This window comes from Streptomyces sp. NPDC058664, assembly GCF_042716635.1.
Taxonomy (GTDB): domain Bacteria; phylum Actinomycetota; class Actinomycetes; order Streptomycetales; family Streptomycetaceae; genus Streptomyces.
In genome coordinates this window covers 1-1002 of sequence record NZ_JBHXRW010000275.1, presented here as the reverse complement: position 1 = coordinate 1002, position 1002 = coordinate 1, and the positions used below count along the sequence as shown (strand labels likewise).

Genomic DNA, 1002 nt, shown 5'->3' with positions numbered 1-1002 from the left:
CAAGCGCGATCGCGTCCCGCTTGAACTCCTCGGTGTACCGCTTCGTGTACGTGCTTCCCACCTGGTGCTACTTCCTCTGGAACCTCAGGTCCCAGTCTCCAGGTGTCCACGATCAAGGGGAAGCTTCACCGTGCACCTCAACCGTAATCATGCACCAGTCCGTAAGCGCGTTTTTTGATTGAGTACAGAACACTCTAAACGCATCGATCCGTAGGCGGCTCAATGACGCTGAAGCCATAATGATTGAATAAAGCGCGACCCTTTGGGTCTCTATGAAAGAAGCATAATTATTAAGAAGAGAATTGCTGTAGTTGGTGCCGCTGTGGCCACCTTGATGACCGGACTGACTTTCGCTTGTGTCTCACCGGCTTCTGCCAGCGAGCAGGGATACAGCGATGAGAAGCCTGTACCTGCGGATTACGTGAATCGGATGTACTGGCACTGCCCCGTAGACAGCGAAATGCTTAACTTCAAGTACGTGCTGGAGGGTGACATCGTCGTCGGAAACTTCAACGCGGAGACCGCCGGGGGCGGTCATGGCACCGGAATTGGCCTCGATGTTATTAATAGGAGTCACACAAATGCAGGGAAGATTAAGGTCGCTTATTCCTGCAAGTCCCTCTCCTATATTGTCGGGAGTGTCTTCAACGTGCCAGGCTTTGATCATGGTATCACCGAGACAACCCACACTATCTCTTGCCCTGATGCTTATCCGCATCTGATCGTTTCGGGTGAGCCCCTTATTAAGCTGAAAGAATCCGTATCGCTTATCGACTGGTCGGTAAACAAGGAAGCTGACCCCGATGCCCTCACGGTGAAGCTGCAGAGCGCGAACCTCAGTGCAACAACGGCAATCCTGTCGGTGGCTTGCGACAAGTAGCTCACTGTCTTCCCGGGCTCGGGTGGTGGGGGTGGGTCCAGGATCGCAGATGGTGGGGGTTACGCGGCGTCGAGGGCGGCCCAGTGGTCGATCAGACCGTCGGTGTCGCCATCAACGTCGGC

Annotated in this window: 1 protein-coding gene; it reads left to right on the top strand. The window is 54.7% G+C overall.

Translation table 11 applies throughout. The features are described from left to right. Window positions 1–262 precede the first annotated feature (262 nt). Entirely contained in the window at window positions 263–880 is a 618-nt protein-coding gene (locus ACFWUY_RS42115) for a hypothetical protein (RefSeq protein ID WP_384122518.1), read from the top strand. Window positions 881–1002 lie beyond the last annotated feature (122 nt).